The sequence below is a fragment of the Halobacterium sp. BOL4-2 genome (assembly GCF_016917835.2).
GTDB classification, from domain to species: Archaea; Halobacteriota; Halobacteria; order Halobacteriales; family Halobacteriaceae; genus Halobacterium; species Halobacterium salinarum.
In genome coordinates this window covers 943,268-967,372 of sequence record NZ_CP070332.2, presented here as the reverse complement: position 1 = coordinate 967,372, position 24,105 = coordinate 943,268, and the positions used below count along the sequence as shown (strand labels likewise).

The following is a 24,105-nucleotide window of genomic DNA, read 5'->3' as shown; positions in this document are numbered from 1 at the left end:
CGCCGGGTCAGTCCTCGTCGGGGACGAGTTCGTGTTTCTTGATCTTCCCCGTGGTGGTGCGGGGCAGCTGCTCGACGAACTCGACCGTGCGCGGGTGTTTGTACTCGGCGAGGTTCGTCAGACAGAACTCCCGGATCTCGTCGGCGGACACGTCCGTGTCGGGTGCCCGCACCACGTACGCTTTGACCGTTTCGCCGCGGCGCTCGTCGGGCACGCCGACCACGGCGGCGTCCGCGATGGCGTCGTGCTCGAACAGCAACTCCTCGACCTCACGGGGGTAGACGTTGTACCCCGCGGTGTTGATCATGTGCGTCTTGCGGTCGACGATGTAGAAGTAGCCGTCCGCGTCGTGGTAGCCCAGATCGCCCGTGTGGAACCAGCGCTTCCCGTCGGCCTCGGTGAACGCCTTGCGGTTGGCCTCCGGGAGACCGAGATAGCCCGCCATCACGTTCGGCCCCGACACCACCAGCTCGCCCGTGATGTCGTCCATGTCGTGGTCGGACTCGTCGACGGGGCCCTCGTCGACGGGTGGCACCGATTCGAAGTCGTCGGTGACGATGCGGGCGTCGATCCCCGCCAGCGGCTTCCCGATCGAGCCCACGCGACGCCCCCAGTTGGGGCTGTTGAAGTGTGTCACGGGGCTGGTCTCCGTGAGCCCGTACCCCTCGTCGATCTTTGCGGTGTACAGCTCCTCGAACTTCCGCAACACCTCGGTGGGGATGCCGGAGCCGCCGACGGTGCAGCGCCGGACCGACGACAGGTCGAACTCCTCGGCGTTGGGGTGTGTGATGATGTCGTTGTACATCGTGGGGACGCCGTCGAAGAGGGTGAGTTCGGCGTCGGCGACCAGCGACATCGCGTCCTCGGTGTCCCACCTGGGCATCGGGTAGAACGTCGCGCCGGCGAACAGCGCGGCGTTCATGCCGACGGTCATGCCGTAGATGTGGAACAGCGGCAACACGCCGATCTTGCGGTCCGCGGGCTGGAGGCCGTCGGGCACGATGTCCATGGACTGCTCGGCGTTCGACGCGAGGTTGTGGTGTGTGAGCTGGACGCCTTTGGGCTGGCCGGTGGTGCCGGAGGTGTACGGCTGCACGGCGAGGTCGTCGTCGTCGCGGGGCGCAACCGTGTCGTCGCTGCCGGCGTCGAGGAAGGCCTCGAACGGCGTGCCAACGTCGGCGTCGCCGCCGACCGTGACCACGGTGTCGACGGCGGTCTCCGCGCGCACGTCCTCGACGGTGGACGCACCGTCGGCCAGCGCCACCACCACTGACGCCCCGGAATCGGACAGCAAGTACTCGATTTCGCGGGTCTTGTACTGTGGGTTCATCGGCACCACGACGCAGCCGGCGCGGAGCGCGCCGTGGAACGCCGTCACGTACTGTGGGAGGTTCGGGAGGTACAGCGCGACCCGGTCGTCCGGGGTCACGCCGTGGTCGCGGAGCGCGGCCGCGAACTGTCCGGTTCGCTCCCAGAGGTCGCTGTAGGTGTGGGTGTGGTCGTCGTACACGACTGCGGGGTGGTCCGGAAGCTCGGTCGCCGAGGTTTGGACGTTGGTAACGAGATTCGACATCGGTTGTTCACCATCACGATAGACCATGGCAAATACGTTTCCAAATGGACGCCCGCTGCCGGTATTGGTGTCTGGTCAGCGGTACCCGAGCGCGGAGAGTCGGCGCTCGACGTCGTCCGGCGTGGCGGCCGCGGCGTCGCCGTCGGTTCGGATCGCGTCCAGCCGCTGGCGTGTCGCTGCGTGCAGGGCGTCCAGCGGTGGATCCGCGGTGCCGGACACGTCCGTCTGCTCGCCCGGATCGCTGGCACGGTCGTACAGCTCGTGGGTGTCGCGCTCGGGGTCGCGGATGTACGTCCAGCGGCCGTCGCGCGCGCTGACGAGCGGGCGGCCGGCACCGAGGTGGCGCGGGATCGGTTGTTGTGTCACCGACGCCCCGCGTACTGCGACCGACGTGATCGGGCCGCGGGTCGGCTCCGTCCCGGCGCGGATCTCGGGGGCGAGGCTCTCACCGGTGAACCCCCGTGTCGAGCCGCCCATCACGTCGAGCACGGTCGCGGGCACGTCGGAGAGGCCGACCGCCGTCGACACCCGCCCGCCCGCGCCGGCCGGATGGTCAACGAGCAACGGCACGTGCACCAGCTCGTCGTAGAGCTTCGGATAATGCGCGAGGTGGCCGTGTTCGAGGAACTCCTCGCCGTGGTCCCCAGCCACCACCACCATGGTGTCCTCGCGGCGGTCGCCGAGCGCCGCCAGCACGCGCCCGATGCTGGTGTCGACCTGGCGCACGGTCGCGTCGTAGAGGGTGTGCAGCTCGCCGGCCGTGGCCGAGCTCACCGTCAGCCCGAGGCCGACGCGGAGGTGCGCCGACAGCATGCCCAACATTGCGCCCCGGCGGTCCGTCGTCGCACGCAGGTGGCGCGGCGCGGGGACGTACGGCGTGTGGGTGTCCATGTAATGCAGCCAGAGGAAAAACGGCTCGCTGGCCGCCGACAGGAACTCGACGGCGCGGTCCTCGATGTCGAGCATGCGCGTGGCGTCGACGCGCTCGCGGCCGTCGCTGCGCCGCCGGAACGGCGACGCCCCGACCTGCAGCCACCCCTGGACGGTGGGGTGTGCGGCGAGCGTGCGCCCGAGCCGCGAGTTCGTGTCCGTGAACGCGTCGTAGGTGTCGAAGCCGCGGTCGTACCCCCAGTGTTCGGTGAGGAACCCGTTGGCGGCGTTGACGCCGGCAGTCCGGACGCCGGCGTCGGCGAGACGGCCGGCCAGCGTGGTGTCACCGACGCCGATCGCGCCGTCGGCAGCGAACACGTGGCTGTCCCCGAGCACGCTCGGGAACGAGAACGGCGTCCAGTTCCCGTGGGCGTACGCGCGCTCGAAGACCGTGCCCGAGTCCGCGAGCGCGTCCAGGGTCGGCGTCTCGACCCGGGATCGCGCGTCCGCTCGCAGCGAGTCGACGGTCACCAACACGGTCCCGGCGGCTGAAGTCACTACCATGTCGTGTGATCGCACACACTTTAGCAGTTCTCATACGTTCACTGATAAGATCGGCGTGGCGGCTCGGTGGGCTTATAGACACCGGGGTTCCAGTCGCAGCCATGACCGGGTTCGACGCCGACGACGCGGCCGCGCTCATCCAGTCCTACGTCGACGACCACGGGCTGCTGTCGTTTCTCGGGGTGTCCGTCGAGGACGCCAGCGACGGCGAGATGCGCCTCCGCATCCCCTACCACGAGAAGCTCACGAACCACGGCCCCGGCGAGGGAGACGTCCACGGCGGGATCGCGGCGACGCTGATCGACACCGCCGGCGGGCTGGCGGTGCGCAGCGCGCTCCCGAACCCTGTCGCCGCGAACGTCGCCACCATCGATCTGAACGTGTCCTATCTCCGGCCGGCCCGCGGCGACCTGATCGCCGATGCGTCGGTCGTGCGCGTCGGCTCAACCGTCGGCGTGGCGGAGATCTCGGTCGTCACGCCCGCCGACACGGCGGACGCCGAGCCCACCGAAGTGGCCGTGGGACGCGGGTCGTTCCGCGTGTTCCGCGACGACTGACACCCACACGTTGAGGATGCCGGCCGCCCAACCCCCCGGCATGCAACTGTTCTGGCACCGACGGGACCTCCGCACCACGGACAACCGCGGCCTCGCAGCGGCCGCTCCGGGCGTGACAGCGGTCGACGGCGGCCACGACCAGGGCCCTGTCGCGGCGGTGTTCTGCTTCGACGACGAGGTGTTGGCTCACGCCGCCCCGCCCCGGGTCGCGTTCATGCTGGACGCGCTGGCCGCCCTCCGGGAGCGCTACCGCGACCTCGGCAGCGACCTCATTGTCCGCCACGGCGACCCCGCTGCGGTGCTCCCGGCGGTCGCCGACGATCTCGACGCCACCCGGGTCGTCTGGAACCACGACTACTCGGGGCTGGCCACCGACCGCGACGCAGGCGTGCGCGACGCCCTCGACGCGGCGGGCGTCGCACACGCGCAGTTCCACGACGCTGTCCACCACCGGCCGGGCGAGATCCGCACGAACGCGGGCGACCCGTACTCGGTGTACACGTACTTCTGGCGGAAGTGGCAGGACCGCGAGAAGAACCCGCCGGCCCCGCAGCCAGAGCGCGCGGATCTCGCGGCCGACACCGCGCTCGCGGACACCGATCCGCTGCCGTCCGTCCAGGAGCTCGGCTTCGCGGAGCCGGAGGCGGCGGTCCCCGACGCCGGAACCGCGGCGGCGCGATCACTGCTCGATGCCTTCCGCGAGTCCGGCGACATCTACCGCTACGAGGACCGCCGCGATTACCCCCACGAGGAACCCACGTCGCGGCTCTCCCCGCACCTGAAGTTCGGCACGATCGGGATCCGAACGGTCTACGAGGCCGCACGCGCGGCGAAATCCGACGCCGACACCGACGACGAACGCGAGAACGTCGCGGCGTTCATCGGCCAGCTCGCGTGGCGGGAGTTCTACGCACAAGTCCTGTATTTCAACCAGAACGTCGTCTCGGAGAACTTCAAAGCGTACGAGCACCCCATCGAGTGGCGGGACGACCCCGCGGCGCTGCAGGCCTGGAAGGACGGCGAGACCGGCTACCCGATCGTGGACGCCGGCATGCGCCAGCTCCGCGCGGAAGCGTACATGCACAACCGCGTGCGGATGATCGTCGCCGCCTTCCTCACGAAAGACCTCCTGGTGGACTGGCGGGCGGGCTACGACTGGTTCCGGGAGAAGCTCGCGGACCACGACACCGCCAACGACAACGGCGGCTGGCAGTGGGCCGCCTCCACCGGCACCGACGCCCAGCCGTACTTCCGGGTGTTCAACCCGATGACCCAGGGCGAGCGCTACGACCCCGACGCCGACTACATCACCGAGTTCGTCCCCGAACTCCGGGACGTGCCCGCGGACGCGATCCACAGCTGGCACGAGCTGTCGCTGTCCGAGCGCCGCCGGCACGCCCCGGAGTATCCGGACCCCATCGTGGACCACAGCCAGCGCCGTGAGGACGCGATCGCGATGTTCGAACGTGCGCGCGGCGACGAGTGAGCCCCCGATCCTCACGAACATTTAACATGACGCCGCGTGATCACTGATCCGGTGGATTCCACCGATGAGCCAGCACGAACTCCCATCGCTGCCGTACGACTACGACGCACTCGAACCACACATCAGTGAGCAGGTGGTCACGTGGCACCACGACACCCACCACCAGAGCTACGTGGACGGCCTCAACAGCGCCGAGGAGACGCTGGCGGAGAACCGTGAGACCGGCGACCACGCTTCGACTGCCGGCGCGCTCGGGGACGTCACGCACAACGGCTGTGGGCACTACCTCCACACGATGTTCTGGGAGCACATGAGTCCCGACGGCGGCGGCGAGCCGTCCGGGGCGCTCGCCGACCGCATCGCGGCGGACTTCGGCTCCTACGAGAACTGGCGGGCTGAATTCGAGGTGGCGGCCGGCGCGGCCAGCGGGTGGGCGCTGCTCGTCTACGATCCGGTCGCCAAGCAGCTCCGGAACGTGGCCGTGGACAACCACGACGAGGGCGCGCTCTGGGGCAGCCACCCCATCCTCGCCCTCGACGTCTGGGAGCACTCCTACTACTACGACTACGGCCCCGACCGCGGCAGCTTCGTCGACGCCTTCTTCGAGGTGATCGACTGGGACCCCATCGCGGCGAACTACGACGACGTGGTGTCGCTGTTCGAGTGACCGGACACGCTCCCGTGTTTTTTTCGCGTCATGACGGCTCATCAGTGGCTGGCGTGAGTGCGGCGACGCTGTGCTCGTCACCGACCGCGTGCACGGTGTCGGTGAGCGCGTCGAAATCGTAGCAGGTGCCGTCGGCGTCGAGGCCGATGACGACGCCAGCGGAACTGGTGCCATCGGCGGCATCAAGGAACGTCCGGAACAGCTCCCAGGTGTCGAACCCACGGTGCGTGTACCGCAGCGTGGCGTAGTGGAGGCGGTTGTAGGTGGCGCGAGTGATGAACCCGTAGCGCTCGTTGTCGAGGTACCGCTGGGCGTCCACGTCCGTCGTGCGGGCTGCAACGTCATCGCGCATGTACAGCAGCGCCTGCATGGCGTCTGTGCGTTGGTCTTCTAACTGCGGTGAACTATCTGACATGTTGAACGGATACATGGACTTCGGCGAGACACATAACCGTTGGGTCAACTCGCTGGGTTTTTCGGCGTCGCCGCCGCCTGTCAGCACATGCCGGTTGCGAAATCCGAGTTCGACGACCTGTACCCGTGTGACTTCTACGAGCCAGCGGCATTACTCGACGACGACCGCATGTACACCGTCTACGAGATCGCGCGCCTGCTGCAGGACCTGGAGCCCGACGCGGACATCGATCGCGGCACCGAGGACGTGTTGCTCGACTGGGCGATCCCGTGGGTGATGCTGCACGCCGACGCGCTCGTCGTCGCGGAACCCCGGACCGACGACGAACCCGGATACTACGGCCTGGACACGAGCTAACCGCGGCTCACTGGAAGCGCGCGGATCGGGCCGCCAGGTCGATGTCGGCGGCCGGATCCGAGGTGACGCTGGGGCCGTGGCCGGGATACATGGCTGTCAGTTCCTCGCCGGCGACGGTGTCGGCGAGCCGGTCGATGCTCTCGACCAGCGTCTCCCGGTCGCCGCCGTCGAGGTCCGTGCGCCCGAAGCTGCCGTTCGCGAACACCAGATCCGCGGAGAACAACACGCCGGCGGCCGGGCTGTACAGACACACGTGGTGGGGTTCGTGGCCGGGCGTGTGCAGAACCACGTAGTCGTCGTCGCCGAGCCTGACTTCGTCGCCGTCGGCCAGCGTCCGGTCGGCGTCGGCGACGCCGTCGAACCCGAGCACGGTCGGGTCGAAGGCGTCCACGAGCGCGTCGAGGTTGCCGACGTGGTCGGGATGCGGGTGTGTGATGACGACCGCGTCGGGCGTGACGCCGTGGTCGCGGACCGCGGCGACGACGTCGTAGTTCGCGCCCGCGTCAACCACCACGTCGCGGTCGCCGGTCACCAGAAACGCGTTGCTCGTGAACGCCTGAACGCCCGCCGAAAGGTTCGTCGGCATGGCTGTCCGTATGCCGGCCACCACTTAGGGGTTGCCGCACGCGGCGCGCGCGGTCAGCGGGGTGCGCCCACCAACACCAGCTCGGAGTGGTGATCGCCGTTGTGGAGCTGTCGGTCGTCGGTGGCGTCGACGCGGATGGCGTCGCCGGCGTCCAGCGACACCGTCTCGTCGTCGAAGACGACGTCCACACCGCCGTCGGCGACGTAGTACACTTCCTCCTGGCCGTCGTTGGCGTGGTCGTGCTCCATTCCGGTTGCGCCCGGCTCCATGTGGTACACCGAGATGGCGACCTCGTCGGTGTTCAGGGCGTCTTTCATGAAGTAGAGGTCGGCGTCCGCGTCGGCCGACAGCGCCGAGTCGACGTCGTCCACTGACACGTCCTTGTGGGCCATGTTTCGACGTGGTTCGTGGCGCCACTTCATGGTACCGGCGCGTGGGTTCGGAGTGTTTTTGCCACCGGCAGGCACACCGTCTAGCATGCGCGTCCGTCTCCTCGAAGCGACTGAGAACCCGGAGGAACTCATCTGTCAGAGCGCCCGCAACGACTACATGTCCGACTGGGTCGGTGACACGCCACTCGACACCGCGATGGCGTCCGTGGACGGCGACACCACAGACGAAAAGCTGTCGAACCTCATCGCACAGCTGCTCACTCGCGGCCACTACGGCCCCTTCGAGCATCCGTCGGCGACGTTCGCCATCGAGGGTGTGAGCCGGTCGTGCATGGCACAGCTCACCCGCCACCGCCACGCCAGCTTCGACGTGCAGTCGATGCGCTACGTCGCGTTCGACGACGTCGATCCGGCGGCGGTTGCGGAGGGCGAGCTGGTGGTGACGCCGCCGTCGGCGACCGACCCCGACTGGGTCGGCCGCAACCAGGACGCGGGCGACGTCGACGAGGAGACCATGGCCGAACGCGAGGCGGTCTTCCAGGCGTCGGTGCGGCGCGCCGTCGAAGACTACCAGGAACTGCTGGGGCTCGGGATGCCCCCGGAGGACGCCCGGTTCGTGCTCCCCATCGGGACCGAAGTGAACGTGGTGATCACGCTGAACCCGCGGTCGCTGATGCACGTCGCGGACATGCGGGCCGCCGCCGACGCACAGTGGGAGATCCGCGAGCTCACCGAACAGCTACTCGATGCGGCCGCTCAGTGGTGTCCCCACACCTTCGAATATTACGACGCGGAGATGAAACACCGGAAGAACCGGCTCGCGCCCTGACCGGCCGCGTGTCGCCCGGCGCTACGGGAGGGAGTGACAGTCTGCCCGCGAGACGAAACGGTTATTTGTGTCTCCCAATTACCGAAGAGTGGACGCGCTCCGTTGGTGTAGTCCGGCCAATCATCTTGCCCTCTCACGGCAAGGACTAGGGTTCAAATCCCTGACGGAGCATTCCAACTTCCTGCAGTCGCGTTACGATCACCGACCACCGGCTGGTGTGGCATAAAGCATGCGTGGCCGCCCAGCTGTGGAACGGTTCCAAGGGGTGTCAGCGGACCGCAGGTGAAAACGTCTCGGGGATCCGGTGGCAGTCTATCAGGGAGCGTGTGACACCCGTTAGTGCCACCGTATCCGTTCATTCCGGATCACACACATAAGAGTATGCCTCGTGATATCAGCCATGATAACGGCGAACGCAACTCCCGGCTGGGTTGCGGTGTGCGTTGACACGACCGGAACAGTGATACATGCTTACACACGTACGCCTCGGTAGGCGTGACTCACACGAGAGCGACTGCGTCGGCCACTCCGACGGTGGTGCTGTGTGGATGATTCGGCGGCTGCTTCGCCGCGCCAACTCCGGGCCGACCGCAACCAGGCTGCGCCGGTTCGCCGCCGTCGGTGTGGTTGCGGCGGGCGCCCAGATGGCGCTGCTGTGGGTGTTCGTTGACGCGGTCGAGGTGGCCTACATCCCCAGTGCGGTCGCCGCGATCGAGGCCACGATCGTGCTGACGTACGTCTTGAACAACGCGTGGACCTTTCAGGCGATCCGGAACAGCGGCCGCGTGGAGTACGCCGTTGGGCTGGTGAAGACCAACGTCGTTCGCGGGACCGCGATCCCGATCCAGTTGGGGGTGTTGTTCGCGCTCGTCGAGTGGTACAGCCTGCCGTACTTGCTCTCGAACGCCGTCGGCATCCTCGTCAGCGGTGGCTACCGGTTCGTGCTCGATCTGCGCTGGACGTGGAGCACGAGCGCCAACTGAGACCCCACCGGCTACCTGCTCGCCGCGGCCACGACCGCGGCGGTCACCACACCCCACCCAGCGAGTGCCACGCCGCCCGCCGACAGCAGCGGCGGGACCGCGAGCAGTCCGGCGGCGATCCAGACGCCGGCGGCGACCACCGCGAGTGCGTGCGCGACCCGCCCCCGAACCGGGGGTTGGGCACCGCGCATCGACGCGGCGACGCCGTATCCGCCGACGCCAACCGCAAGCACCCACAGCGCGCCCCCGAGCAGCCCAGGAACCGACAGGACGCTGTCCAGAAGCGACGGCGGTGCGGCGCTGTCCGGGGGCTGGGGCGGGCTGGCTGTCGGCGGCGGTGCCGCCGTCGCTGGGGCCGTGGACGCGTTTTCAACCCGGACGGTCGTCGTGGCGGGCGGGCGGCTGGCCACCCCGCGGTCGTTCACCACAGCCACCGCGATCTCGTGTGCACCGGGGTCGTCGAACGCGCTGACGAGCGACGGCGACGCCTGCGTGGGGCGGCGCTGCCCGTCCACGGTGAACTGGTAGGTCGCGTTCGGCCCGGCAGGGGACGCCGCCGTGACCCGGACATCGGTGCCGGCGGCGACCGTCGACCGGTTGGCCGTGAGGCTGACTGATGGGCGCTCGATGAGCGCGCGATGCGGTGTCTCCGCGATCGGCGCGATGTCGGCGACGCCCCGCCGCATGCGGATCGTGTCCCCGTCGCCGTCGGGCGTGACGCTGGCGTAGAACGGCCCGCTTGGGGCCCCCCAGTAGTTGTGTTCGGCGTCGATGGTGCCGTTGGTCGCGGCTCGCAGCCCGACGAGGTGGCCGTAGATGTCGTTCCGCGTGATCGTGACGTTCCCGGAGGCGTTGGTCAGGGTCACACCGACCGACGGGCCGACGGCACTCGCGTCGGCGCTGCGGGCAGCTGAGCGCGTGTTGACGGCGATCGTGTTGCCGGTCAGCCGAACCGGCGACGGCCCGTCGACGGTGATGCCACGCGTGTTGGCGGCGACCGTGTTGTTCCGCGCGGCGACGGGGCCGCCGTTCGCCGCGCCGGAGACGTGCGCGCCGAAGGCCACGTTGTTCACCAGCGTGTTGTTCGCAACCGTCAGCGGCCCCGGGGTGCGCGCGGCACGCACGCGCACGCCGCCCCGACCGTTGGCCGCCACACGGTTCCCCGCGACAGTGAGGTTCCGGACGCGACTGCCCCGAACGCTCACCCCCCGGTCGTGGCTCCCGCGAACCGTGTTGTCCGCGATCGTGGCACCCGAAAGCACCGGCGCGTGGAGCGCAACGCCGTCGCCGCCGCTGCCGGTGACAGTGTTGTTCCGAACGTCGAGTCGGGAGACGAACAGCCGTTGGGCGTCGATCGAGACGCCCGCACCGACGGTCTCGCGGAGCGTGTTGTTGGTCACGGCGACCGAGACGTGTGGCGGCTGGCGCTGTGCGCGGCGGTGCGTGAGCGCGATGCCGCGGGCAGCGCCACGCACTGTGTTGTCGTCGAGCACGACATCATCGAGGTCGATGGCGCGCCGAACGCCGATCCCGTCGCCGTCGACCCCGTGGACGTCGATGTCGGAGACGCGCACCCGATCGAGGTGCCCGCTCTCGATGGTGACGGCGTCGCCCCGGGCGTCGGCGAACTCGACGCCGTGCACGGTGGTGTACGTGACACTGCGGTCGTCCGGCCCGGGAACGTCGGCCGCACGGTTGCCCGTGGAAACGGCGACGCCGCCGGACTCGTAGCCGGTGATCGACCCCCCGACGACCGACACACCGACCAGGTGGCGGGCGCGAACCACCACGCCGTACTGGCCGGGGTTCCGGAAGTCGGTGTCCCGGATCGTGACGCCGGCCACACGGCGCGCGAACGGGTCCGTTCCGGGGGTCGTGACGGCCACGCCCGCGTAGCCGGTGTCGGCGATCGTCGAGCGCGCGAGCCGCAGCGACGGCGGCCCGTCGGCGGTCGTGACGGCCACGCCAGCGCGCACGTGCTTGCGCAGCAGGCTGTCCTGGACGGTGATGCGGCCGTCTGCGGACGCCACGCGAACCGCCGTGGTGGCGTATTCGACGGTGGTGTTTGCGAGGCGCAACCGGGAGTCAGCGGTGCCGGCGTACGTGATGGCGGTCCACGAGCCGGGCTGCGGTTTCGGGCGCGCGGTCGTGAACGACACGCGGTCGGTGCTCGTGCCGGCCGCATCGAGGCTGCCGGCCACCGTGATCGAGGCGTCCTTGGCGACCTGGACCGTCGTGCCCGGGGCGACGGTGAGCGTCGCGTTCTCCGTGACGGTCAGTTCGGTCGTCACCACGTACGGGCCCTCGCCGGGGGTCCACGTGGTGTTCGTCGTGACGTTCGTGCCGACGTACGTCGCGTCGCCGGTGGCAGCCGCCGATGTGCCGGCACCGAGCGCGGCGGCCGCGAACACGAGCCCCACCGCGAGCGCGGCGAGCAAGCACACCACGGCGCGCCTCATGCATTCCCCTCCGGAGGCCCGAACAGTACTCGCCCGAGCTGTGTGGCGAACGCGTCGGCGCCGGGGCCGCTCGGACGGATCACCGACGCGTGCGCGGTCTCAAGCGCGCTGTGTTGCGTGGGATCGGTGCCGTCGAGCACCTCCCGGCCGTCGTTGACGCTGTCGCCGTCGGTGTCCCGCTCGGTCGGATCGCTGCCGAAGCGCCGCACTTCGATCCCGTCGGTGAGCCCGTCACCGTCCGTATCGGCGACGGTCGGGTCGCTGTCGTAAACGCCGACTTCCACGGCGTCCGTGAGTCCGTCGCCGTCGGTGTCCCGCTCGGTCGGGCTCGTCCCGAGCTCCGCCTCAGCGGTGTTCGGAAGCCCGTCGAAGTCGGCGTCGACGGCCGAAGCCGGCGTTCCCTGGAGGCGCTCGGCGAGACTCCCCGTCGCCTCGGGGAGCGACCCCGCACGGAGTTCGGCGGCGTCGTCGACGCCGTCGCCGTCGGTGTCCCGCTCGGTCGGATCCGTGCCGGCGACCCGCACCTCGACGCCGTCCGAGAGCCCGTCGTCGTCGGTGTCCCGGGTCAGCAGCGCCGTGCCGGCGCGCACCTCCTCGTCGTTCCGGAGGCCGTCGCCGTCACGGTCGCCGTTGCGCTTGATCGCGTGGACCGTGATCGTGGTCTCGTTGACGCGCTCCTCGACCCGTGTCTCGGGGTCGTACATGCCCACGTGGAGCTCGTGGACGCCGGTCTCGAACTCCCCGGCCGGCACGGGCAGCGAAACGGCGCGTTGCTCGCGCTCCCGCATCGTCACCGTCGTGGTGGCGACTGCGTCGTCGAACACCGGCTGGAAGCTGGACAGCGAGTCGTTCGTCAGCCGCAGTCGGTAGGTGTCGTAGCGGCTCGTGGATTCGAAGACGATGTCCTGGGTCGTCGCAACGATGTCGGTCCGGGCGTTGCGCCAGATGAACTGCGTGTCGTTCTCGACGGTGGCGTTGCCCGGACCGGAAACGCCCACCGTGACGACGCCGCCACCGGTGTCAATGCGGCCGGCCGCTGGGGCCGCTGTGACGGCGACGCTGGCGGCGACAACGACCACAACGGCTGCCACCGCTGTCGAACGGCGGCGCGACATGCACACGAGTATGCTTGAACCCGTAGTGTACTTGAACATACTGGTGGCCGGGTGCGCCGGGGCCCCGGCACCGGGAATGCGGAGGCCTGAAATCGCCCACCGACGTACCACGGGACAATGACTCAGCGGGTCCGCTGGCAGCGACCGCTCCCCGGCGGCGAGCACGCAACCGTGACGCGCGTCGTTGGCGACCACGAACTCCCCGAGTCGGGGGTCGAAACCCGGCGGTTCCGCGTGGACGCCACCGCCGACTGGGTGCGCGCTCGGGCCGCGGTCGGCGACGTGACGCGGCCCGCGGCCGACGCCGTTTCGGTCTCGCTGCCCGCCGATGCCGGGCTCACGCGCCTGCGGCTCACAACGCCGGACGGGACGACGCGGCTGTGGCTCCCCGGGCCGGCAGCCGCAGCCCGCATCGACGCCGCCCTCGACGGCGACCCGACTGCCGCCCGGCAGCTCACGGCGCACGCCGGTGGCGTCGCTGCGCTCGCGTTCGCCGCCGGCGAGTGTCTCACGCAGCCCGGTCTCTGCGACCTGCTGGACGCGGTCACGGCGGCCTCGGACAGCGCCGCCGACGACCTGCACGCGCGCCGGTACGGCGTCCTCGTGGGCATGCTATCGACCACCGCCGGGCCGCCGACGGACACCGCGGCGGACGTGCGCGCGCTCTGTGAGGGGGTCGACGCCATCGACGCCGTCGGGGACGTGTCGGTGAGCGCCGTCGTCGCCGAAGCCATGCACCGGGTGACAGACACGCCACGGGGGGCGCGGGCGTTCCTCGCCGACCACGGCGTCGAGCCGCGGGCGCTGGCCGACGACAGCGACGGCGTGTTCTTCGCCGCGCTGCTCGCGCACGCCGCGACCACGCGTGGCCTCCCGGCGGCGAAACGGTGTGCGACCCGGTGGCCGGCGTCGAAGACCTTCGACGCGGCGAAAGCGGACGCCGAAGCCGCCGACTACTGGGCGCGCGGCGACGCGTGGCGCAGCGCCGTCCCCACGGCCGCCGACCAGTCCGACGCAGTGTTCGCGTACGCGCTGGCGAACGCGCTGTACTGGACCGCCGAGGTCGACCGCGGCGACAGCCGCATCGACGAGCTGCTGTTCGACGGCGCTGTGGTGGCCGGCCGGGAGATCGATCACGACTGGATCATCGGCCACAGCCGCTTCGAGCGCGCTCGCGCCCGCGCCCATCGCCACCGGACGAGTCGCACCCACGCCCTCGCCATCGCGGCGTTCACCGACGCCGAAGCGATCGCCGACCAGTGGTCGTTTCTGGACGCCTGGGAGCCAGTGTACACGCGCGCGATCGTGGCGTCGAACATGGCGTCGGCCCGCGGCGACCACGAGGCCGCGATCGGGGCGCTCGACGACGGCCGAGCGGCGCTCTCGGAGCTGGCCGTGCCGGACGCCCGTCGTGAGGAGATGTACACGCACTTCGACGCCCAGCGCCACGAGCGCCGCGCGATACTCACCGACGAACCCGACCAGCGCCGGTCACACCTGGAGGCGGCGCGCGCACAGTACGACCAACTCGGGTTCGATCGGTCCGTCGAGCGCATCCAGGAGAAGCTCGCAGCCGCGCCCGACCACGGAGACGACGCCACGAACGGCGGCGTGCGGGACCGCCAGCGCGCGGCGCTCGCAACCCGGCAGCCACTGGCGGGCAGCGACCGCGGGCCGGCGCTGGCGGACATCCCGGCGCTCCACGACTTCCTGACGGAAACGGCCCCCGAGGCCGTCGGCAGCCCGGATCCGGGCGTGCTGCCCAGCGAGCGCGGCGGCCCACCGGACGACCTGCCCCCGTAGCACCACGCCGGCGCTCAGGCGTACTCGGGGGCGCGGTCGTCGTGGTCGGCAGCCACCCGGGTGGCGTCCACGTCGGCCACGGAGTCGATGCCGAAGCCGTCGGCGAGCGCGTCCGCGGTGGCGCGCTCGATGTCCGGCGCGTCGGCGACCGTGACGACCGCCGTGACTGTCGCCGTGACCTGGAGGTCGTTCAACCGCGGGCGGAGGTCCTGGACGTCGATCCCATCGACGCTGGCGACTGCGGACACGCCGCGCACGACGTTCGTCACTCCGTCCCCGAGGTCGCCGGTGGCGTTCCGAGGCACGTGCATCGTGAGGTCCGCGGTGATCTGTACCGTCTGGTTGGCCGTAGCCATAGCCTCCCGCCGAGAGTCGAACTCGGCTGGAGCGGGACCGCCCGCCGGGAGTGCCCGGCAGTCCACGGCCACCGCTGGGGGAACACGAGGGCGCCAACAGCAGTACTGGTGCTAGAATGGCGTCCACGTCATCCCCCGGGTGGTGTGTCGCGCGCAGTTACGCAGCGAGGGTGGACGTGGACGCCGATTTCGGCGCAAATCCTGTTGTTGCCACGCATCCCGTTCGAGAGCATCCGGACCCGCCACTGCTCGTGGCGGCGGTGCCGGATGCGGGGGATGCTGCGGCGATCATGAGTGGATTCGAGCCGGTGTGACTCGCGGTCAGCGAGTCGCTCGTCGCCTGTACGGAGCACCCCGAGCAGTATAAGTGTTGTCTCCCTGTGGGAGGTGCTGACACCGCGCGCCCGCGGCGCTGGTCACGACGTGAGCGCCGCGATCAGGCGGCGCGCGGCGTCGACCGTGGCGGTGACGCCTCTGCCAGCGGCGACAGCCGCTCCCCCGACACGGAGCGCGGCGGGCGCGACACCCGCCCGCTTGGAGAGCAGCCCCGGAGCGGCGTCCGCGCCGACGACCGCGACGGGGGATTCACGCACCCGCAACTCGACGGTGAGGTCCGCGTCCCGAAGCGTTGCCGCGAACGCGGGGAGTTCGGACTGTGGCACCCCGGCCAGCGCGTCGACGCCGGCGGCAAGCGACGGCACGTCCACGAACACTCGCTTGCCCGTCGAGGTGACCGCAACCGGGGTGCCGTCGATCACCACGTCCAGGTCGGCGGCCACCGACAACGGCGTCCGCTCGTCGTGGTGGGACGCGCCGTCAGTCGCGCTCACGAGTGGTGACGCGGATCGTTCCGTCCACGTGCCAGCGCGCGTGCTCGGCGTCGTCACCGGTCCCGCTGGGCACGTCCACATCGAGTTCGTCGAACTCGTAGATGATCTCCGCGCCGCGCCCGGTCAGGCGGTCGTAGAGCCCAACCGCGAGGTCCGGCCACGTCGTCGGTTCCTCGACGGTCTCGCTCGCTGAGTCTGTCTCGCTCATCAACGATGATGAGGGACCGGCAGGTGTTAAATCTAGTTACATGTATCCGAGCATTCAGTCGACGGGACGGCGACGGCCACGGCTCACAGCCGGACTACCCAGTCAGCGGTATCGCACACGACCGCGAGAAATGCTCGGTCAGGGATTTGAACCCTGGTCGTCGGCTCGAAAGGCCAACATGATTGGCCGGACTACACCAACCGAGCGTCCGCATCCGGACTGAACGACCGCTCACGTATAAATCCCTCTAATCTGATTCGCCACGACAACCACCGACGCGCCACCCGACGGCGCGGCGGCTACTCCCCGTTGAACTCCGGCTCCCGGTCCGCGGAGAACGCGCTGACGCCCTCCATCAGGTCCTGGGTGTTCATCAGCTGGCCGAACGACTGCGCCTCGATCTCCAGGCCGGCGTCGGTGTCGTCGCGGCCGGCACGCATCGCGCGCTTCGTGTACTTCATGGCGACCGGCGGGCCGGCGGCGAGGTCGCGGGCGAGCTCCCAGGCGCGCTCCTCGAACGCCTCGGTGGTGACGACCTCGTTGATGAAGCCGTAGTCGGCCAGTGTCTCGGGGGCGAAGCGGTCGGCGGTGAAGATGATCTCCTTGGCGCGGCCCTCGCCGACGATGTGTTTGAGGCGCTGCGTGCCGCCCCAGCCCGGGAGGAGGCCGAGATCGTGTTCGGGCTGGCCGAGCTCGCTGCGCTCGCTGGCGAGGCGCATGTCCGCGCAGGTCGCCAGCTCCATCCCGCCGCCGAGACAGTAGCCGTCGATGGCCGCAACCACCGGCTCGTCGGCGGCTTCGAGCTTGCCGAACGTCTGCTGGCCCATCCGGGAGAGCTCCACCGCCTCCACGGGGTCGGCGTTGCCCGCCATCGACGTGACGTCCGCACCGGCCGAGAACGCTTTCTCACCCGCGCCGGTCAGGAGGACGGCGCGCACGTCGTCGTCGTCGCCGAGCACGTCGATCGCGTCTGACAGATCGGCCAGCAACTCGCCGCTGATGGTGTTCATGCGGTGCGGGCGGTCGAGTTCGATGTGGCCGACGCTGCCGTCGACGGAGACGCTGACGCTGTCGAACTCCCGGCGGCCGTCCGCGTCCTCGTCGCCGCGCCCGTGGAACGACTCGCCGGCCGCCGCCATCTCGGCGAGGGTGTCGGCGGGCTCGTAGCGCGCCTGCCCGGTCGCCTCGTGGGCCGCAACCAGCGTCTCGTGGAGGTGCGTGATGCCCGCTGCGTCGGCCATCTTCGCGGGGCCTTCGGGGTAGCCCGCGCCCAGCATCACGGCCTCGTCGATCTCCGCGGGGTCGGCGACGCCGCCGCCGACGAGCTTCGCGACCTCGTTGGCCATCACGGCGGTGAGCCGGTCGGCGATGTCGGCCCGGATCGCGTCAGTCGGCACGTCCGCGCCGGCCGCGTCATCGCCGTAGTCGTAGAAGCCAGCGCCGCTCTTCCGCCCGAGGTCGCCGGCCTCGGCGTGCTCGACGAGCACCGGACACGGCTCGTAGGCCGTGCCCAACACGTCCTGCATGTAATCGAGGACGTCGTGGGAGACGTCGATGCCCACCTGGTCGGCGAGCTCGAACGCCCCCATCGGCAGCCCCATGTCGTATTTGGTCGTGGAGTCGACCTCGGCGATGGTCGCCTCGTCGTCGTGGACGAGCCACGCGGCCTCGTTCAGCAACGGCACGAGGATGCGGTTGACCACGAACCCGGGGGAGTCCTTGCGCACCCGCACCGGCGTCTTCCCGAAGTCCGCGGCCAGCGACTCGATGCATTCGAGCACCGCGTCGTCGGTGTGTGCCCCGGAGATGACTTCCACCAGCTCCATCCTGACGGGCGGATTGAAGAAGTGCATGCCGCAGAACCGCGCGGGGCGCTCGGTGACCTCCGAGAGGTCCGTGATGGAGAGACTGGAGGTGTTGGTGGCGAACACCGCGTCGGCGGGGGCGTGCGCCTCGACCTCGGTGTACACGTCGGTTTTGATCCCCATCTTCTCCGGGACCGCCTCGATGACGACGTCCACGTCGTCGACGGCGTCGCTCACTTCGACGTGCGTGCTGATGCGGTCGAGTGCGGCGTCGGCCGCGGCCTCGGTGAGCTGGTCGGATTCCGCGAGCTTCCCCAGCGACCACTCGATCTGGTCGTAGCCGTCCTGGACGAGCTCCGCGGAGATGTCCCGGAGCCGCACCGTGTATCCGGCCATCGCGGCCACTTCCGCGATCCCGTGGCCCATGTTTCCGGCGCCAAGCACCGCGATGCTGTGGATGTCATCGACGTCCATGCGGGAGTGGTCGCCGGCTGCCCCGTTGAACCTTTCCCTCTCGGTGGCTGACAACAGTGCACACGTTTACGCGCGTGGACACACCACCAGCGAACCACCCGACAGCGCAGCCCCCAAACGTCGCCGCACCGAACCAGGCGTATGGCCGACGCACACGACGCGCTCAGGACCGACCCGACGCTCGCGCCGCTGCTCGACGCCCACGGCGAACTCGCAGTCACCCCCCACGACGACCTCTTCGAACGCCTCGTCGTGGCGATCATCCGCCAGCAGCTGTCGACGGACGCCGCGGCGACGATCCGCGAGCGCGTGTTCGACGCCGTCGACGTGACCCCGGCCGGGATCGCCGCCGCCGATCCGGCCGTCCTGCGCGACGCCGGGCTGTCCCGCCAGAAGACCGACTACGTCACCAACGTCGCGGCGGCGTTCCGCGAGCACGACTACACGCGGGCGCGGTTCGCCGAGCTGAGCGACGCGGCGGTGCGCGAGGAACTCACCGCGATCACCGGCGTCGGGGACTGGACGGCGTCGATGTTCCTGCTGTTCGCGCTCGGCCGAGCGGACGTCTTCCCGGTGGGGGACTTGGGCATCCGGACCGGCATGCAAGCGCTGTACGGCGCGGACACCACGCGCGCCGAGATGCGGGAAATCGCCGACAGCTGGCGGCCGTATCGGTCGTACGCGTCGCTGTACGTGTGGCGTGCACAGGACGCATAGTCGCTGCCGCCACACCGTGACCGCGCCAGCGCACGAGAGCGGCTGCTTACCGGTTCTGCGTGCTATTTTCGGGGTTTTTTCAGGGTTGCGTACTCGCTGAGCGTGTAGTAACTTCTATGTGCGGTCAGTCCCGACCGTTAGTTGGTATGAGCGAGTCGTATGACCGAGGCCTTGTGGCGGACTTCGGCCGATGGACGGAGTTCTCGGCCGGCATGTGGGCCTGGGTGTTTCACAAGTTCACAGGGTGGGTTCTCGTTGGCTATCTGTTCACCCACATCTCGGTCCTGAGCACGTCGCTACAGGGCGCACAGGTTTACAACAGTACGCTGAGTGGATTGGAGAGTCTGGCCATCGTGCGCCTGCTCGAAGTGGGGCTGCTGGCGGTGGCCGTGTTCCACATCTTGAACGGCATCCGGCTGCTGTTCGTGGACCTCGGCGTTGGGCTGGAGGCACAGGACAAGAGCTTCTACGCGTCGCTGGTGTTGACGGGCGTGATCGTCGTCGCCAGCGTGCCGACGTTCCTCACGGGTGCATTCTGAGATGGCGAAACGATACTCCTCGTTCCGATCGGGATCGACGACGTGGCTGCTCCAGCGGCTGACCGCTGGGTTCCTCGTCGTGGTGTTGGCGTTCCACTTCTTCAACCTGCACTTCGTCAATCACGCCTACAACATCGACTTCGCCGGCAGCCAGGTCCGGATGCAGAGCCTCGGCTACTACGTCACGATGGTGTTGTTCCTCGTGACGGCGACGTTCCACGGGGTCAACGGCGTCTACAACGCCCTCGTGAACCAGGGCATCGAGGGGAACGCCAAGCGCGCCGCGCAACTCGTGCTTGGGGTTGCCGGCGTGCTGTTGATCGTGCAGGGGATTCGCGTGGCGAACGCGCTTGCGGGGTTCTAGATACGAATGAGCACGAAACCATCACAATCAGAGACCGAGACCGAGACCGACACGGAGCCGGCGACCACCGGCCACCAGCAGCGCCGCCTCGACGACAAGCGTGCGCGGGCCGACGACCGCGACGAGGCCGCCGCGCAGGCCGAGACCGAGTTCGACGGCGAGACGGTCGAGCTGAAGGTGTTCCGGTACGATCCGGAGATCGCGGGCAAAGAGGAGCCGCGCTTCGACACGTTCACCGTCCCCTTCGAGACGGGGATGACCGTCCTGGACGCGCTCATCTTCGCGCGGGACAGCTACGACTCCAGTCTGACGTTCCGGCATTCCTGCCGGCAGGCCGTCTGTGGGTCCGACGCGTTCTTCGTCAACGGCAGCCAGCGGTTGGGCTGCCAGACCCAGATCGAGGACCTGGAGTGGCCGGTTCGTGTCGAGCCGCTGCCCCACTCGGACGTCGTCAAGGACCTGGTCGTGGAGATGGATCACTTCTACGACCAGATGGAGTCCGTCGACCCGTTCTTCGATCCGGACGACCTGCCCGACGGCGAACTCGAAGAGCAGCGCCAGAGCCGACAGAACCGCGAGAACATCAAGCTCTCGACGCGCTGCATCTGGTGTGGCGCGTGCATGTCCTCGTGCAACATCGCCGCCGGGGACAACAAGTATCTCGGCCCGGCAGCAATCAATAAGGCCTACCGGTTCTATATGGACGACCGTGAGGGATCGGAGAAGCGACAGGAGCGCCTGGAGATCATCGAACAGGAGCACGGCGTGTGGCGCTGCCAGACGCAGTTCTCCTGTACGGATGTGTGCCCCAAGGATATCCCGCTGACCGAGCACATTCAGGAGCTCAAGCGCGAAGCAGTCAAAGAGAACCTGAAGTTCTGGTAACAACTCATGTACGAGCACGACGTCATCGTGGTCGGCGGCGGCGGCGCGGGACTCCGCGCAGCCATCGCCGCCCAAGAGGAAGGCGCAGACGTAGCGATCGTCACGAAGCTCCATCCGGTGCGCAGCCACACCGGGGCCGCGGAGGGCGGCATCAACGCCGCGCTCCGTGACGGAGACTCGTGGGAGGACCACGCGTACGACACGATGAAGGGGTCGGACTACCTCGGGGACGCCCCGGCCATCGACACCTTCGCGAAGACCGCGCCCGACGAGGTCATTCAACTGGAGCATTGGGGGATGCCGTTCTCCCGGGAGGACGACGGGCGCGTGAGCCAGCGGCCGTTCGGCGGGCTGTCGTTCCCGCGGACCACGTACGCCGGGGCCGAGACCGGCCACCACATGCTGCACACGCTCTACGAGCAGGTGGTGAAACGCGGCATCGAGGTGTACGACGAGTGGTACGTCTCGGAGCTGGCGGTCACCGACGAGGACAACCCCAACGACCGCGAATGCCACGGCGTCGTGGCGTGGGACGTGCAGTCCGGCGAGATCGCGGGGTTCAAAGCCAGTGACAGCGTCATCCTGGCGACCGGCGGGATCGGGCAGGCGTTCGATCACACGACCAACGCCGTCGCGAACACCGGCGACGGCGTGGCGATGGCGTACCGCGCCGGCGTCCCCGTCGAGGACATGGAGATGATCCAGTTCCATCCGACGACGCTGCCGTCGACGGGCGTCCTCATCAGCGAGGGCGTGCGTGGCGAGGGCGGCATCCTCTACAACGGCGAGGGCGAGCGGTTCATGTTCGAACACGGCTACGCCACCAACGACGGCGAGCTGGCGTCCCGAGACGTGGTGTCGCGGGCGGAGCTCACGGAGATCAACGAGGGCCGTGGCGTCGACGACGAACACATCTACCTCGACATGCGCCACCTCGGCGAGGAGCGCATCACCGACCGCCTGGAGAACATCCTCCACCTGGCCGAGGACTTCGAGGGCGTCAACGGGCTCGAGGAGCCGATGCCCGTCAAGCCCGGCCAGCATTACGCCATGGGCGGCATCGAAACCAACGAGTTCGGGGAGACGTGTGTCAGCGGGCTGTACGCCGCCGGCGAGTGTGCGTGCGTGAGCCTCCACGGCGCGAACCGCCTCGGCGGGAACGCGCTGCCGGAGCTCATCGTGTTCGGCGCGCTCGCGGGCCGCCACGCCGCCGGCAAGGAGATGGCCGACCCGCTCATCGAGACCGGGCCCAGTGACGCCCTCGAACACGACGAGCTCAGCGTGCCGACGGGCGCGCCCGACGGCGACGCGGGCGTCGCGGAGCCGGCCACCGACGGCGGCGCACAGGGCGCGGTGGACACCCGCGCACCGACCGACGTGGTCGCGGACACGGCGACCACCGAAGAGGAGCGCATCGAGGCGCTGCTGGGCCGCGAGGACGGCGTCAACCACGCCGACGTGCGCGCCGACCTCCAGCAGTCGATGACCGAGAACGTCAACGTGTTCCGCACCGAGGACGGCCTCAAGCAGGCGCTCGCGGACATCCAGGACGCGCGCAAGCGCTACCAGGACGTCTACGTCGCCGACAAGTCGCGGACGTTCAACACGGACCTGCAACACACGATCGAGACGCGCAACCTCCTGGACGTCGCGGAGATGATCACCATCGGGGCGTTGGCCCGCGACGAGTTCCGGGGCGCACACTGGCGCAAGGAACACCAGGAGCGCAAGGACGACGAGTGGCTCAAACACACGATGGTGTCGTGGAACGACGGCGACCCCGACCTGTGGTACCGCCCGGTGCTGCTTGAGGGGCACGACGACACCTACGAGCCGAAGACGCGTTCCTACTGACCGTCTCGCAGGCGGCGCATGCGGGCGTTGCGGTCCGCTAAGAGCGTTTTACTGCCGATGTCCCGGCGCACGCGCACGCCGTCGGGCAGGTCTGCGAGCGCGGCGTCGACAGAGGTGGCGGCGGCGGGGATGCTGTCGCCGGTGCCGACGACGGCGAACGACCGCGACGTGGTGGTCGTGAGGGAGCCGTCGTCGTGGGCGTCGACGCTGGCGTAGAACAGCTCCGCGTCCCCCGTCGACGCGTCGTCGATGGTGATGGTGGTGCCGCCCGTGGGATCGGTCGGGTAGCCGTCCGGAACGGCGTACGTGCAGACCGTCGCCGGCTCCGAGAAGGCGAGCTCGGGCAGCGCTTCGCCATCGCGGGCCGCAGCCAGCACGTCCAGAAGCGGCGTCTCCATCGTGGTCAGCGTGTTCATGGCTTCGGGGTCGCCGAACCGGGCGTTGAACTCCACGACTTTGGGGCCGTCGGCGGTGAGCATGAACTGGCCGTAGAGCACGCCGCGGTAGTCTTCGAGCCCGTCGACGACGGCGCGGATGGTGTCGACGGCGGCCTGGTAGTCGGCGTCGGTGGCGAACGGCACCAGCCGCCCGGGGCCGGCGATGCTGCCCATGCCGCCCGTGTTCGGGCCGTCGTCGCCCTCGTAGGCGCGGCCGTGGTCGTGGACGACCGGCGTGGTCCGGATGTCGCCGTTGGCGACCAGCGCCTGGACCGTGATCTCGACGCCGTCGAGGCGCTCCTCGATGACCCAGTCGTCGTGGTCGCTGGTGCGGATGTAGTCGGCGGCCGCCGGCTTCGAGAGCTGGTCGCCGGTGACGCGGACGCCCTTGCCGCCGGTGAGCCCCGCGGGCTTGACCGCGACGTGGCCGTCGACGCCGGTGACGTAGTCGGCGGCCGCGTCCGAGTCGTCGAACGTCTCGAAGTCGGCCTGCCCGGGGACGTCGTTGGCGGCCATGAACTCCCGCTGGAACTGTTTGTCCGTCTCGATGCGGGCGTCGGCCTGTGTGGGGCCGAACGCGTAGATGCCGGCGTCGGACAGCGCGTCCACGACGCCGGCGGCGAGCGGTGCCTCGGGACCGACGACCACGAGGGTGGCGTCGATGGCCGTGGCGTGGTCGACGACCGCCGCGGGGTCGGCTGGGTCGAGGATCGTGAGGTCGTCGGCGAGCGCGTCGATGCCGGGGTTGCGGGTGGACGCAGCCGCGTAGAGGGTGCAGTCGTCGGCGAGCGCGTCTGCCAGCGCGTGCTCTCGGCCGCCACCGCCGAGCAGGAGGACACGTTCGGTCATACCCGCCACCGACTCCCCACGACAGTGTAAACGTTCTCCTTTCTCGTGGTGGATCTATCCACGGACGTGGTATACCGCCGGCCGGCGGTGACGCGACACCGGGGTTTACCCGCGCGGGCGCGCTACCGGGG

At 69.4% G+C, this 24,105-nt stretch carries 25 protein-coding genes and 2 tRNA genes; 14 read left to right on the top strand and 13 right to left on the bottom strand.

Translation table 11 applies throughout. The features are described 5' to 3' along the window. Positions 1–7: 7 nt before the first annotated feature. Together JRZ79_RS18370 and JRZ79_RS18365 are read right to left on the bottom strand one after the other, a co-directional pair. Positions 8–1,573: a long-chain fatty acid--CoA ligase gene (locus tag JRZ79_RS18370; RefSeq protein WP_205251840.1), complete on the bottom strand. Its 1,566-nt coding sequence runs from the start codon at positions 1,571–1,573 to the stop codon at positions 8–10. A 75-nt stretch (positions 1,574–1,648) separates the two neighbouring features. Next, positions 1,649–3,007, bottom strand: coding sequence for a sulfatase-like hydrolase/transferase (locus JRZ79_RS18365; protein WP_010902969.1), 1,359 nt, complete (start codon positions 3,005–3,007; stop codon positions 1,649–1,651). Between the two features lie 101 nt (positions 3,008–3,108). Here JRZ79_RS18365 and JRZ79_RS18360 point away from each other — a divergent pair, with 101 nt between their 5' ends. The 3 genes from JRZ79_RS18360 (at position 3,109) to sod (ending at position 5,717) form a co-directional block, all read left to right on the top strand. After that, complete coding sequence (locus tag JRZ79_RS18360) at positions 3,109–3,564, top strand: hotdog fold thioesterase (RefSeq protein WP_205252741.1); 456 nt, start codon at positions 3,109–3,111, stop codon at positions 3,562–3,564. A gap of 40 nt (positions 3,565–3,604) precedes the next feature. Continuing rightward, the gene (locus JRZ79_RS18355; RefSeq protein ID WP_205252740.1) at positions 3,605–5,050 is read left to right on the top strand and encodes a deoxyribodipyrimidine photo-lyase; all 1,446 of its coding nucleotides are present in this window, start codon (positions 3,605–3,607) and stop codon (positions 5,048–5,050) included. A 64-nt stretch (positions 5,051–5,114) separates the two neighbouring features. Continuing rightward, positions 5,115–5,717, top strand: a complete 603-nt coding sequence (gene sod / locus JRZ79_RS18350; RefSeq protein ID WP_010902966.1) for a superoxide dismutase — start codon at positions 5,115–5,117, stop codon at positions 5,715–5,717. A gap of 28 nt (positions 5,718–5,745) precedes the next feature. On the opposite strand, the gene JRZ79_RS18345 is transcribed toward sod, so the two are convergent. After that, a complete protein-coding gene (locus JRZ79_RS18345) occupies positions 5,746–6,132 on the bottom strand; it encodes a hypothetical protein (RefSeq protein ID WP_231546364.1) in 387 nt (128 codons plus the stop codon). Between the two features lie 87 nt (positions 6,133–6,219). Here JRZ79_RS18345 and JRZ79_RS18340 point away from each other — a divergent pair, with 87 nt between their 5' ends. Then, positions 6,220–6,489 carry a DUF5827 family protein gene (locus JRZ79_RS18340; RefSeq protein ID WP_205251834.1) on the top strand — a complete coding sequence of 90 codons (270 nt, stop codon included), beginning with the start codon at positions 6,220–6,222 and terminating at the stop codon, positions 6,487–6,489. A 7-nt stretch (positions 6,490–6,496) separates the two neighbouring features. Here the strand turns inward: JRZ79_RS18340 and JRZ79_RS18335 are convergent, their stop codons facing one another. Continuing rightward, positions 6,497–7,075: an MBL fold metallo-hydrolase gene (locus JRZ79_RS18335; RefSeq protein ID WP_205252738.1), complete on the bottom strand. Its 579-nt coding sequence runs from the start codon at positions 7,073–7,075 to the stop codon at positions 6,497–6,499. Between the two features lie 53 nt (positions 7,076–7,128). Then, the gene (locus tag JRZ79_RS18330) at positions 7,129–7,467 is read right to left on the bottom strand and encodes a cupin domain-containing protein (RefSeq protein WP_012289310.1); all 339 of its coding nucleotides are present in this window, start codon (positions 7,465–7,467) and stop codon (positions 7,129–7,131) included. 85 nt (positions 7,468–7,552) lie between these two features. Here JRZ79_RS18330 and thyX point away from each other — a divergent pair, with 85 nt between their 5' ends. From thyX to JRZ79_RS18315, 3 genes are all read left to right on the top strand, one after another. Further along, complete coding sequence (gene thyX / locus JRZ79_RS18325) at positions 7,553–8,296, top strand: FAD-dependent thymidylate synthase (protein WP_205251832.1); 744 nt, start codon at positions 7,553–7,555, stop codon at positions 8,294–8,296. 96 nt (positions 8,297–8,392) lie between these two features. Continuing rightward, positions 8,393–8,467, top strand: a tRNA-Glu gene (locus tag JRZ79_RS18320). Positions 8,468–8,844: 377 nt separating this feature from the next. Next, positions 8,845–9,279, top strand: coding sequence for a GtrA family protein (locus tag JRZ79_RS18315; RefSeq protein ID WP_010902960.1), 435 nt, complete (start codon positions 8,845–8,847; stop codon positions 9,277–9,279). A gap of 11 nt (positions 9,280–9,290) precedes the next feature. Here JRZ79_RS18315 and JRZ79_RS18310 read toward each other — a convergent pair whose 3' ends face one another. After that, positions 9,291–11,738 (bottom strand): right-handed parallel beta-helix repeat-containing protein, encoded by a 2,448-nt coding sequence (locus tag JRZ79_RS18310; protein ID WP_205252736.1) that lies wholly within the window; start codon positions 11,736–11,738, stop codon positions 9,291–9,293. Beyond that, positions 11,735–12,853, bottom strand: coding sequence for a calcium-binding protein (locus tag JRZ79_RS18305; RefSeq protein ID WP_231546363.1), 1,119 nt, complete (start codon positions 12,851–12,853; stop codon positions 11,735–11,737). Before JRZ79_RS18305 ends, JRZ79_RS18310 begins: the two co-directional genes overlap by 4 nt. 117 nt (positions 12,854–12,970) lie before the next feature. Between JRZ79_RS18305 and JRZ79_RS18300 the strand changes: the two genes are divergently transcribed. Further along, positions 12,971–14,656, top strand: a complete 1,686-nt coding sequence (locus tag JRZ79_RS18300) for a hypothetical protein (protein ID WP_205252734.1) — start codon at positions 12,971–12,973, stop codon at positions 14,654–14,656. 14 nt (positions 14,657–14,670) lie between these two features. Here JRZ79_RS18300 and JRZ79_RS18295 read toward each other — a convergent pair whose 3' ends face one another. Then, complete coding sequence (locus tag JRZ79_RS18295; RefSeq protein WP_010902956.1) at positions 14,671–15,012, bottom strand: hypothetical protein; 342 nt, start codon at positions 15,010–15,012, stop codon at positions 14,671–14,673. A gap of 176 nt (positions 15,013–15,188) precedes the next feature. Here JRZ79_RS18295 and JRZ79_RS18290 point away from each other — a divergent pair, with 176 nt between their 5' ends. Next, complete coding sequence (locus JRZ79_RS18290) at positions 15,189–15,326, top strand: hypothetical protein (protein WP_227970939.1); 138 nt, start codon at positions 15,189–15,191, stop codon at positions 15,324–15,326. A 102-nt stretch (positions 15,327–15,428) separates the two neighbouring features. On the opposite strand, the gene JRZ79_RS18285 is transcribed toward JRZ79_RS18290, so the two are convergent. From JRZ79_RS18285 to JRZ79_RS18270, 4 genes are all read right to left on the bottom strand, one after another. Next, positions 15,429–15,842, bottom strand: coding sequence for a hypothetical protein (locus JRZ79_RS18285; protein ID WP_229373430.1), 414 nt, complete (start codon positions 15,840–15,842; stop codon positions 15,429–15,431). Next, complete coding sequence (locus tag JRZ79_RS18280) at positions 15,829–16,050, bottom strand: hypothetical protein (protein ID WP_010902953.1); 222 nt, start codon at positions 16,048–16,050, stop codon at positions 15,829–15,831. Before JRZ79_RS18280 ends, JRZ79_RS18285 begins: the two co-directional genes overlap by 14 nt. 131 nt (positions 16,051–16,181) lie before the next feature. Further along, positions 16,182–16,256: transfer RNA gene (locus JRZ79_RS18275), tRNA-Glu, on the bottom strand. Positions 16,257–16,349: 93 nt separating this feature from the next. After that, the gene (locus tag JRZ79_RS18270; RefSeq protein ID WP_205252733.1) at positions 16,350–18,329 is read right to left on the bottom strand and encodes a 3-hydroxyacyl-CoA dehydrogenase/enoyl-CoA hydratase family protein; all 1,980 of its coding nucleotides are present in this window, start codon (positions 18,327–18,329) and stop codon (positions 16,350–16,352) included. A gap of 141 nt (positions 18,330–18,470) precedes the next feature. Between JRZ79_RS18270 and JRZ79_RS18265 the strand changes: the two genes are divergently transcribed. The 5 genes from JRZ79_RS18265 (at position 18,471) to JRZ79_RS18245 (ending at position 22,688) form a co-directional block, all read left to right on the top strand. Next, on the top strand, positions 18,471–19,046 hold the full coding sequence (locus JRZ79_RS18265) for a DNA-3-methyladenine glycosylase (protein ID WP_010902951.1): 576 nt from the start codon (positions 18,471–18,473) through the stop codon (positions 19,044–19,046). 146 nt (positions 19,047–19,192) lie between these two features. Further along, positions 19,193–19,585 carry a succinate dehydrogenase, cytochrome b556 subunit gene (gene sdhC / locus JRZ79_RS18260; protein WP_012289306.1) on the top strand — a complete coding sequence of 131 codons (393 nt, stop codon included), beginning with the start codon at positions 19,193–19,195 and terminating at the stop codon, positions 19,583–19,585. 1 nt (position 19,586) lies between these two features. Next, positions 19,587–19,949: a succinate dehydrogenase hydrophobic membrane anchor subunit gene (locus tag JRZ79_RS18255; protein ID WP_010902949.1), complete on the top strand. Its 363-nt coding sequence runs from the start codon at positions 19,587–19,589 to the stop codon at positions 19,947–19,949. Positions 19,950–19,955: 6 nt separating this feature from the next. Next, entirely contained in the window at positions 19,956–20,834 is an 879-nt protein-coding gene (locus JRZ79_RS18250) for a succinate dehydrogenase/fumarate reductase iron-sulfur subunit (protein ID WP_010902948.1), read from the top strand. Positions 20,835–20,840: 6 nt separating this feature from the next. Further along, complete coding sequence (locus JRZ79_RS18245; protein WP_010902947.1) at positions 20,841–22,688, top strand: FAD-binding protein; 1,848 nt, start codon at positions 20,841–20,843, stop codon at positions 22,686–22,688. On the opposite strand, the gene purD is transcribed toward JRZ79_RS18245, so the two are convergent. Next, positions 22,682–23,974, bottom strand: a complete 1,293-nt coding sequence (gene purD / locus JRZ79_RS18240; protein ID WP_205252732.1) for a phosphoribosylamine--glycine ligase — start codon at positions 23,972–23,974, stop codon at positions 22,682–22,684. The two genes, JRZ79_RS18245 and purD, sit on opposite strands and share 7 nt — an antisense overlap. Positions 23,975–24,105 lie beyond the last annotated feature (131 nt).

Excerpts from the sequence above, each read along its gene's own strand:
- JRZ79_RS18365 (WP_010902969.1), bottom strand. The coding sequence starts at position 3,007 with ATGGTAGTGACTTCAGCCGCCGGGACCGTGTTGGTGACCGTCGACTCG.
- JRZ79_RS18330 (WP_012289310.1), bottom strand. The coding sequence starts at position 7,467 with ATGGCCCACAAGGACGTGTCAGTGGACGACGTCGACTCGGCGCTGTCG.
- JRZ79_RS18370 (WP_205251840.1), bottom strand. The coding sequence starts at position 1,573 with ATGTCGAATCTCGTTACCAACGTCCAAACCTCGGCGACCGAGCTTCCG.
- JRZ79_RS18300 (WP_205252734.1), top strand. The coding sequence starts at position 12,971 with ATGACTCAGCGGGTCCGCTGGCAGCGACCGCTCCCCGGCGGCGAGCAC.
- JRZ79_RS18250 (WP_010902948.1), top strand. The coding sequence starts at position 19,956 with ATGAGCACGAAACCATCACAATCAGAGACCGAGACCGAGACCGACACG.
- JRZ79_RS18245 (WP_010902947.1), top strand. The coding sequence starts at position 20,841 with ATGTACGAGCACGACGTCATCGTGGTCGGCGGCGGCGGCGCGGGACTC.
- JRZ79_RS18315 (WP_010902960.1), top strand. The coding sequence starts at position 8,845 with ATGATTCGGCGGCTGCTTCGCCGCGCCAACTCCGGGCCGACCGCAACC.
- sdhC (WP_012289306.1), top strand. The coding sequence starts at position 19,193 with ATGAGCGAGTCGTATGACCGAGGCCTTGTGGCGGACTTCGGCCGATGG.
- thyX (WP_205251832.1), top strand. The coding sequence starts at position 7,553 with ATGCGCGTCCGTCTCCTCGAAGCGACTGAGAACCCGGAGGAACTCATC.
- JRZ79_RS18255 (WP_010902949.1), top strand. The coding sequence starts at position 19,587 with ATGGCGAAACGATACTCCTCGTTCCGATCGGGATCGACGACGTGGCTG.
- sod (WP_010902966.1), top strand. The coding sequence starts at position 5,115 with ATGAGCCAGCACGAACTCCCATCGCTGCCGTACGACTACGACGCACTC.
- JRZ79_RS18355 (WP_205252740.1), top strand. The coding sequence starts at position 3,605 with ATGCAACTGTTCTGGCACCGACGGGACCTCCGCACCACGGACAACCGC.
- JRZ79_RS18340 (WP_205251834.1), top strand. The coding sequence starts at position 6,220 with ATGCCGGTTGCGAAATCCGAGTTCGACGACCTGTACCCGTGTGACTTC.
- purD (WP_205252732.1), bottom strand. The coding sequence starts at position 23,974 with ATGACCGAACGTGTCCTCCTGCTCGGCGGTGGCGGCCGAGAGCACGCG.
- JRZ79_RS18345 (WP_231546364.1), bottom strand. The coding sequence starts at position 6,132 with ATGTCAGATAGTTCACCGCAGTTAGAAGACCAACGCACAGACGCCATG.
- JRZ79_RS18270 (WP_205252733.1), bottom strand. The coding sequence starts at position 18,329 with ATGGACGTCGATGACATCCACAGCATCGCGGTGCTTGGCGCCGGAAAC.
- JRZ79_RS18295 (WP_010902956.1), bottom strand. The coding sequence starts at position 15,012 with ATGGCTACGGCCAACCAGACGGTACAGATCACCGCGGACCTCACGATG.
- JRZ79_RS18305 (WP_231546363.1), bottom strand. The coding sequence starts at position 12,853 with ATGTCGCGCCGCCGTTCGACAGCGGTGGCAGCCGTTGTGGTCGTTGTC.
- JRZ79_RS18265 (WP_010902951.1), top strand. The coding sequence starts at position 18,471 with ATGGCCGACGCACACGACGCGCTCAGGACCGACCCGACGCTCGCGCCG.
- JRZ79_RS18280 (WP_010902953.1), bottom strand. The coding sequence starts at position 16,050 with ATGAGCGAGACAGACTCAGCGAGCGAGACCGTCGAGGAACCGACGACG.
- JRZ79_RS18335 (WP_205252738.1), bottom strand. The coding sequence starts at position 7,075 with ATGCCGACGAACCTTTCGGCGGGCGTTCAGGCGTTCACGAGCAACGCG.
- JRZ79_RS18310 (WP_205252736.1), bottom strand. The coding sequence starts at position 11,738 with ATGAGGCGCGCCGTGGTGTGCTTGCTCGCCGCGCTCGCGGTGGGGCTC.
- JRZ79_RS18360 (WP_205252741.1), top strand. The coding sequence starts at position 3,109 with ATGACCGGGTTCGACGCCGACGACGCGGCCGCGCTCATCCAGTCCTAC.